Source organism: Pseudoalteromonas sp. BSi20480 (genome assembly GCF_000241365.1).
Lineage (GTDB): Bacteria > Pseudomonadota > Gammaproteobacteria > Enterobacterales > Alteromonadaceae > Pseudoalteromonas > Pseudoalteromonas marina.
Map to the genome: position 1 here is coordinate 1 of NZ_BADX01000150.1, position 8,873 is coordinate 8,873.

The 8,873-nt window shown below is 42.0% G+C and carries 6 protein-coding genes; all 6 read left to right on the forward strand.

Annotated features, from left to right (window positions below; translation table 11 throughout):
- Window positions 1-728 (forward strand): ABC transporter permease subunit (locus P20480_RS18615; RefSeq protein WP_033025770.1); only part of this gene is annotated, 728 nt, incomplete at its 5' end.
- A gap of 22 nt (window positions 729-750) precedes the next feature.
- Entirely contained in the window at window positions 751-1,389 is a 639-nt protein-coding gene (locus P20480_RS03965; RefSeq protein ID WP_008131847.1) for an ATP-binding cassette domain-containing protein, read from the forward strand.
- 27 nt (window positions 1,390-1,416) lie between these two features.
- The gene (locus P20480_RS03960; RefSeq protein WP_008131848.1) at window positions 1,417-2,061 is read left to right on the forward strand and encodes a CDP-alcohol phosphatidyltransferase family protein; all 645 of its coding nucleotides are present in this window, start codon (window positions 1,417-1,419) and stop codon (window positions 2,059-2,061) included.
- Window positions 2,054-2,845 carry a sterol desaturase family protein gene (locus P20480_RS03955; RefSeq protein ID WP_008131851.1) on the forward strand — a complete coding sequence of 264 codons (792 nt, stop codon included), beginning with the start codon at window positions 2,054-2,056 and terminating at the stop codon, window positions 2,843-2,845. The genes P20480_RS03960 and P20480_RS03955 overlap by 8 nt, the downstream gene beginning before the upstream one ends.
- 262 nt (window positions 2,846-3,107) lie before the next feature.
- Window positions 3,108-5,771 (forward strand): glycoside hydrolase family 16 protein, encoded by a 2,664-nt coding sequence (locus P20480_RS03950; protein WP_008131852.1) that lies wholly within the window; start codon window positions 3,108-3,110, stop codon window positions 5,769-5,771.
- Between the two features lie 74 nt (window positions 5,772-5,845).
- Window positions 5,846-8,839, forward strand: coding sequence for a TonB-dependent receptor (locus tag P20480_RS03945; RefSeq protein WP_008131855.1), 2,994 nt, complete (start codon window positions 5,846-5,848; stop codon window positions 8,837-8,839).
- The last annotated feature ends 34 nt before the right edge of the window (window positions 8,840-8,873 follow it).

Sequence of the window (8,873 nt, forward strand, 5' to 3'; positions counted from 1 at the left end):
TCTCGTTAATTGGCTTAATTATGTGGTCGGTTGCCGGATTTTGGCGTTTTCCGGCGGCACTGCCCGATCAGCTCACGCTACTTCACTTTAAAAGTGCGCTAATGCAAATGCAAAGCCCGCTTTATAATACCCTTGCTATAGGGCTAGTTACTACGTTATTTGCCATTATTATTACCCTTTTGTGCTTAGAGTCAGAGCAGTTAAGTGCAAAACCCATGTCGCGCTTTACCAGCTTAATTATTTATTTACCGTTGCTTGTACCAAGTATTGCGTTTTTATTTGGCCTAGTGTGGCTGCAACAACTAGTAAATAACCAAGCCGCGTTTTTTAATGTGGTATTTACCCATTTATTGTTTGTACTGCCGTATGTGTTTTTATCGCTTGCGAGCAGTTATAGGCGATTAGACCCTCGCTTTGCTCATGTAGCAGCAAGCCTTGGCGCAACACCCTGCAAAGTGTTTTTACACGTAAAATTACCCCAGTTATTTGCCCCTATTTTAATTGCGGCCGCACTTGGTTTGGCCATTAGCTTTGGCCAATATTTACCTACACTTTTAGCCGGTGGCGGGCGCATAGCAACCATAACAACCGAAGCGGTTACCCTTGCTAATGGCGCAAGTAGGCGTACCAGTGCGGTGTATGCCATTATGCAAATGGCATTGCCACTCATTGGCTTTATACTGGCGTGGGTGTTACCTAAGTACTTTTTTAAAAGCGCACATCGCTAACCCATAAATTAAAAGGTTTTTAATGCAGTCATCTTTAGAGATTAAAAATTGTGAGCTTTATCGTCAACACGAGCAATTACTAAGCTTAAACGAGCAAGTAAAAGGCGGCGAAATACTTACTATTATGGGGCCATCAGGCAGTGGTAAATCAAGTTTATTAAACTGGCTTACCGGCACATTACCCAGCGGCTTTAACGCAAGTGGCGAAGTGTGGCTTAACGGTAAAAGTATTAATGATTTACCCGCACATTTACGCCACATAGGTGTGCTTTATCAAGATGCGTTATTATTTTCGCATTTATCGGTAAGCGGTAACATTGCCTTTGCTATGCCTAAAGGCAATAAAAAACAGCGCCTTGAAAAAATAGAGCACGCCCTTGAACAAATAGGATTAAAAGGCATGGCTAATCGCCACCCCGACAACCTCTCTGGTGGGCAACAAGCACGCGTTGCTTTATTACGTATGCTATTAAGCGAGCCAAAAGCGATTTTGCTTGATGAACCCTTTAGCAAGCTCGATACCCAATTAAGAGTAGATACGCGCGAGCTGGTTTTTAGCCAAATACGCGAGCATAAATTGCCCGCTATTATGGTAACCCACGATCATAGCGATGCAGAGGCCGCAAACGGCAAACTGATCACCTTAAATTTAGCCAAGTAAACGTACAAAAAGCACAAGGCACCCAGCATGTTAGACAAATACATCACCCCTGTAATAAAGCCACTGTTAACTCCTGTTGTAGCGTTAGTGCACAAGCGTGGTATAACGCCCGACCAACTTACTGTGGCAGGCTTTTTAATAGGCCTATTAGCTGTGCCATTAATTGCGTTTGAAATGTGGTACGCAGCGTTAACAGCTATTGCTTTAAATCGTATTTTAGATGGGCTAGATGGCGCATTGGCACGCCATGCAAATTTAAGTTCAAGCGCTGGCGGTTTTTTAGATATTACCCTCGATTTTTTATTTTACGCGGCAATTCCGCTTGGCTTTATTTTGGCAAACCCCGAGCAAAACGCCATTGCAGGTAGCATATTACTGGCCACTTTTATAGGTACAGGCTCAAGCTTTTTAGCCTTTGCCATAGCCGCCGAAAAATTTAAGCTCGAAAAACCTCAGTTTAAATACAAAAGTTTTTACTATTTAAATGGCTTAACCGAAGGCACAGAAACCATAGCGCTGTTTATTGCCTTTTGTATTTGGCCGCAGCACTTTGCCATAATGGCGAGTATTTTTGCCACTGCGTGCGCTATTACTATTTTTACACGTATACATGGTGGTTATAACACGTTAAAACTCCAAGAAGCTGATGAGGTTACACAAGCCAATGAGTAATGAAATTTGGTGGCGTTTAGGGTTCTTTTTTAGCATTTTGGTTATTATGATGCTACTAGAATCGCGTATGCCCGCACGTAAATCGCCTATAAAAAGTAACACCCGATGGTTTGCTAATTTTGGACTCGTGTTTGCTTCATCACTAATTGCCCGCTTAAGTGTACCCATAGGCTTAACCGCCGTAGCGCTTTATAACCAAGAGCACGGTATTGGTTTATTTAATCAAATAGTCACACCAAGTAGTGTTGCTATTATTTTAAGTATGCTACTGCTTGATATACTTATTTATTGGCAGCATAGGTTATTTCATAACGTTCCTATTTTGTGGCGTTTGCATCGCGTACACCACGCCGATGCCCATGTAGATACCAGCACAGGTTTGCGTTTTCACCCTATCGAAATTGTACTCAGCATAGTTATAAAATTGATTGCCGTTACCGCTTTAGGGGTACCCGCTATTGCCGTATTAATATTTGAAATAACACTTAATGGATTAGCGCTGTTTAACCATGCGAATATTCGCTTGCCAAATGCAATAGAAAAGCCCCTTCGGTCAATATTAATGACCCAAATACTACATCGTATTCATCATAGCCAACGCGTGAACGAAACCAATTCAAACTATGGATTTAGCGTTATTTGGTGGGATAAACTGTTTGGTAGTTACAAAAATGAAGCGCAAAAAACCGATAACGACATAGATGTAGGCCTAAAAGAATACCCAAGCGAAAAGCAAAACGCGTCTCTTTGGGCTTTGTTAACCATGCCATTTCATAAAAAGTAACAACTATCCTCTTAAAAAATAAAATCATTAAACAAAATTATGCAGTTTAATGATTTTAGAACTACTATTTATTCGTTAAACAGTAAATTAATTGTAAATAATTTAGACAAATATGTTGACCAAATCACAACTGCACAATACTATTTGTAAGCGCTTACAATTACACACGCAAATGTAAGCGCTTACAGAAAGTATAAAAGCTATAAAATCAACTAAACTTAAACACATATTCTGACAATTATCAGTTGAACGGGGTTCAGTTATGAACATTGAAACAACACGCATTACACGCCTTCTGGCAGCTATTTCATTAGCGTCTTTGGCCGGCTGTGGTGGTGACGCTGCAACAACAAACACAAATACAGAAGTCGTTAATTCTTCAGAGCCAGTCTCAGACTGGCGCATGGTATGGAATGACGAATTTGACGGCACTAGCATTGATACAAACAAATGGAACTTTGAATTAAACTGTGCTGGTGGTGGTAACAACGAAAAGCAATGTTATACCGATAACGAAGAAAATGCCTTTATCAAAGACGGCATGCTGAACATAGTCGCACTCCCTGCAGAAGAAGGCGCAGCTAAACCTTACACATCAGCCCGCTTAAATACCCGTTACAACGCAGACTTTACATACGGCCGCTTTGAAATGCGCGCAAAATTACCGTCTGGTCAGGGTAGCTGGCCTGCATTTTGGATGATGCCAACTGATGAAGAGTATGGCACTTGGCCACGTTCTGGTGAAATTGATATTTTAGAAGCTGTAAATCTAAAAGTAGCCGCTGAAGATGGCACTATTGAATCTTACGTGCACGGTACTCTTCATTACGGTCGTGAGTGGCCAAATAACTCTAGCTCAGGTAAAGCTTATTTGTTACCTGAAGATATGAACCCAGCTGATGATTTTCATACTTACGCTATTGAGTGGCAAGAAGGTGAAATCCGCTGGTATGTAGATGATTACCTTTACGCTACACAACGTCGTTCTGAAGTTCGTTACAATTCAAAAGACGAAGCTGTTGGCCTTAAGCACAAAGGCTGGTTTGCGGAATACTTTGAACAAGGAAGCGGCGAACTTACAACACATTGGGATAACGCCCCTTTCGATAAAGATTTCTACCTTATATTAAACCATGCAGTGGGTGGAGATTGGCCTGAAAACGTTAACAACCTAGGTATTGATGCAGACGCATTTGCACAAGGACAAAGCTTTGAAATTGATTACGTTCGAGTATACGAATGTGCATCAGACCCAAGCACAGGCAAAGGCTGTGAAACAGTTCGCCCAGGTTACGACAGCCTAGACGACGCACTTGTAGAAGGTGCAGCACCTGTACCTACCCCACCTAGCGACGGCGTAGCCCGAAACCTTGATGTATTTAACGGTAGCCTAGACGCTAACTGGATTGCATGGGATTGTTGTGGCGGCACTGTACCAGAGGTTATTACTGATGCAGACAAAGGTGACGCTGTTAAATTTAATATAAATGATAACAACGGAACTGTGCTTGGCTTCTCTACGCGCGGTGGTCACTTTCCAGACGACTTTACAGGAACATCGTCTCCATTTGATGCATCTCCATTACTTGATTTAAACGGCCGTTTAACGTTTGACATGAAAGTGGTAACACCTCCAACGTCGGATACTACATGGATACTTAAAGCAGAGGCAGGTGACGGTGGCCCAAATACAGGCGACGTACCATTAAGTGAAAGCAATGAAGGTGTAACACCTGTAACTGGTCAATGGCAAACATATACCTTTCCATTATCACTACTTCAAGAAAAAGGCCTAGATTTAAGCGCAATTGATGTGCTTATGGTATTCCCGGCATGGCAAACAGGTGAAGGTGCTGAGTACCTTATTACTAATGTAGCAATTGAAGGTGACTTGGGTGCTTCTCCTGAGGTTGTCTTATTCGACAACGGACAAAGTTTAGATTGGCCTATGTGGGATTGCTGTGGTGGTTCAACACCAGTTGAAGCATTAGACGACGAAGAACACGGTTTAACTGCAGAGTTTAGCATTGGTGAAGCACCTACAGTAATGGGCTTTAACACACGCACTTCTGCAGGCGGAAGCGGCACACCATTCGATGCGACTAGTATTTTGGAAAATGGCGTTCTGCAGTTTGAACTAAAAGTAATGTCAAACCCTAACAACCCTGACTCAACTTGGTTAATGAAAATTGAATCTAATGAGGGTGACTCAGCGGTAGAGCTTCCGTTAACAGACGCAGGTGACGCGCCAGTTGCAGGTGAATGGAAAACTTACACTTACACCTTAGCCGACCTAGCAGGTGCAGGCCTTGATGTTAGCGCGATAGATGTTGTTATGATTTTCCCAGCATGGGGAACGGGTGAAGGCGCAGTTTACCGTGTAGATAACGCTAAAATTTATGACCCAAGTGCAGCATCTACTGCAGGAAGTGAAATTACAATATTCCAAGATACTGCTGCAGAGCAATGGAGCATATGGGATTGTTGTGGTGGTTCAACACCTACTGAAGAAACAGACGATAGCGATCACGGTACCGTTGCTGAATTTGTAATTGGCTCAGCGCCAACTGTTATGGGCTTTTTAGCCGATGAAGGTGTTTCTTTTGATGCCTCGTCTATCCTTGCAAATGGGGTTGTACAATTTGAAATGAAAATGGTAACTCCACCTAACGCAACAGACGCTCAATGGTTATTTAAAATTGAATCAACTGGCGCTGCGTCTGCAGTAGAGCTTCCTCTTGCAGAAAGTGTTGAAGGTCAAGTACCGGTTATTGGTCAATGGCAAACGTACACATTTACATTGCAATCACTTTTTGACGCCGGTTTAGACATTAGTGATATCAACGTGTTAATGGTTTTCCCAGCATGGAGTACGGGTGAAGGCGCGGTTTATCGTATCGATAACGTAATTATCGCAAACCCGTAGAACAACCATTGAATGGTAGGTGCCTTTAAATAGGCACCCACTAACTGTAATAAATTTAGAAAAGCAGAGCAATTATGAACACATTCACTTTTAAAAAGAGCCAGTTAGCAGCTTCTGTGTCACTTATCATCGCTGCAAGTACATTTAATTTAGCCTATGCAGCAGAAGAAAATACTGCTGAGCCTGAACTAGAAATCATTGAAGTAAAAGGTATTCGCGGATCATTAATCCGTTCAATGGATGTAAAACGAGATGCTTCTGGTGTAGTTGACGCCATCTCAGCTGAAGAAATGGGTAAGTTCCCAGATACAAACTTAGCAGAATCATTACAACGAATTACTGGCGTATCTGTCAGCCGCTCAAACGGTGAAGGTAGCCAAATTACTGTTCGTGGTTTTGGTCCATCGTTTAACTTGGTAACACTTAATGGTCGCCAAATGGCGGGAACAGGTTTTACACGCTCATTTAACTTTGAAAACTTATCATCAGAAGGTGTAAGTTCACTTGAAGTAATGAAAACTGCACGCGCTGATACACCAACCGGTGGATTGGGTGCAACTGTAAATATTGTTACCGCAAAACCATTACAAAAGCCTGGTGAGCGCTTTTCTTTTATGGCTAAAGGTATTCACGATACATCTGTAGAAGAAGGCGATAAAGTAACACCTGAAATTGCAGGTATCTACAGTAATACCTTTGATGACGAGCGTTTTGGTGTGTCGGCTAACTTTTCATATCATCGTCGTGATTTTCAACGACAAGCAGCAAATGTTCGCTCTTGGTTAGTTAATCCAAATCTCTCGGTTGATGCAGCTAATATTGTTGATAACCGCCCAATGGATGCTGAAGGTAACCCGGCTAAACAATTCTTTGACCCAAACGCTGGGGAAAATGGTGAATTTGTTTCAGCCGCTTTCTTTCCGCAAGAAGTTAGTTTTGCAAAAGATGACATTCAACGTGAGCGCTTAAATGCGCAAGCAACATTTCAGTTTGCGCCAACAGATAACCTAACCTTTACGCTTGATCATACGATTTCACAAGCAACGACCGGGAATAACTCATTGTCTTGGGGTATTTGGAACGGATCGTTTGGTGGTAATGCCAATGCTTATGAACTTGATGAAAATGGCACAGCTGTTTATTACAACTCTGCAGGTGACGATGCATCCTTTACTGCATTTCGTGAAACATCAGAAGTAGATTCAAAAGCAACAGGTATTAACGTTGAGTGGTTAGCAACCGAAAACCTGAGCTTTAACTTTGATGCGCATACATCTAAAACAACGACCGATAATGGTAAAGATCCTGGCTTAGGCGCTAACGCACGAATCATTTTAGGCTCGGCAGACATTTCAACTAAAGAGTACTCTTTCCGTGAAGGTGACGTACCTGGTTTTAATGTAAATTGGAATAACGGCACGCAAGAAGTTGACCCAAACCAAATTGGCTCTAACTTTAGTATATTTACAAGAACACCCGGTGAATCAGAAGTATCTCAAGTACAACTAGACGGTAAACTATTTACTTACACTGACATTGGTTTAGAAACAGTAAAATTTGGTGCTGCATACACTAAGCAAACACTTAGTGGCTGGGGTGGCTCTAATAATGCCAATGCACCAGGCTTTAATAACGGTACATTTGCTGAGATATTCCCAGATAGTATGTTCGAGCGAGTTGATTTAAGTGGCTTTCTTGACGAGTTTTCATTTGGTCCTAACGGTGTAGCGCCAGGCTATGCTTACACTTATGATCTTGATGAAGCATTTGCTCGCCAAAGCGCTTTTTTAACTGAAGACGTAATAGGCAGTGATGTTTACCAAATAGGCACCTTTGATGGCTTCCCAACTAACAAAGTAGAAGAAGAAACAATCAGTGTTTACCTGTCTACAAATTGGGTGTTTAACGTTAGCGACTACGATGTTTTTGTAAATTTAGGCCTTCGCTACGAAGAAACTGACATTGTAAGCCCAGCTAAAAGCCGTGTTGCTCAGCAAGTATATTGGGCAGGTGGTTCTGAGTGGCTAACTGAATTTGCCAGTGGCGGCGAATTAGTTGAGGTTGATTACAAAGGTAATTACGATCTTCTTCTACCTATGATAGATGTAAAAGTCGACCTTTCTGATAACTTAGTGTCACGTGTATCTTGGGGCCAAACAATCACACGCCCTACCCTTGGCGACATGCTTGGCAACTTAAGCTTAACACCGTCACCTAAGTTAAATTCAAGAAGCGGTAGCCGTGGTAACCCAAATTTACAACCGTTTAAATCAACAAACTTCGATCTTAGCCTTGAATATTACTACAATGAAGGTAGCTACGCTGCAGTGGGTATGTTCTGGAAAGATGTAGATAATTGGATTGATAACACGCAAGTAACAACCACGTTTGAAGGCCTGCATGATGTTTATTTAGGTCAACGCTGGAATAATGCAGTAACCGCAATTGAAGGACGTGGCGAGCAGGCAACTGACTCTGCTATCTATAATGAGATTGTGGCAAATGGTGTAGGAATTGGCGAAAACAACCGTGTACTTCCTGACTCAGCAACTGATCCATTAATAGAGTGGACAATCAACTCACCAGAAAACGTAGGTTCTCGTAAAGTAAATGGTGTTGAGTTTGCGATACAGCACTTATTCGGCGAGTCAGGTTTTGGCGCTGGTTTTAATGCCACTATTGTTGACGGTGATGTAGAGTACGACAACTATTACCTTGCATCTCAAGCTGTATTAGCTGGCCTGAGTGATTCTGCCAATCTACAAGGTTTTTACGAAAAAGATGGCTTATCAGTTAAAATTACTGGTGCATGGCGTGATGAATACCTAATTGCGCAAGGCCTACCAGATTCGGGTGCTACGGCTCCTCCACAATATGCTGAAGAATATTTACAGTGGGACATTAGCGTTAACTACGAAGTGAATGAAAGCACTACCGTATTCTTTGAAGGCGTTAATTTAACAAACGAGACAGAGCGTTCGTTCAGTCGTTTTGAAAGCCAGTTCTTAAGTGCTGCACAATACGGACCGCGTTATGCATTTGGTTTTAGATACTCAATGGGTAACTAAACTTAAATAAATACCAAATAAAAACCGCTCTAAG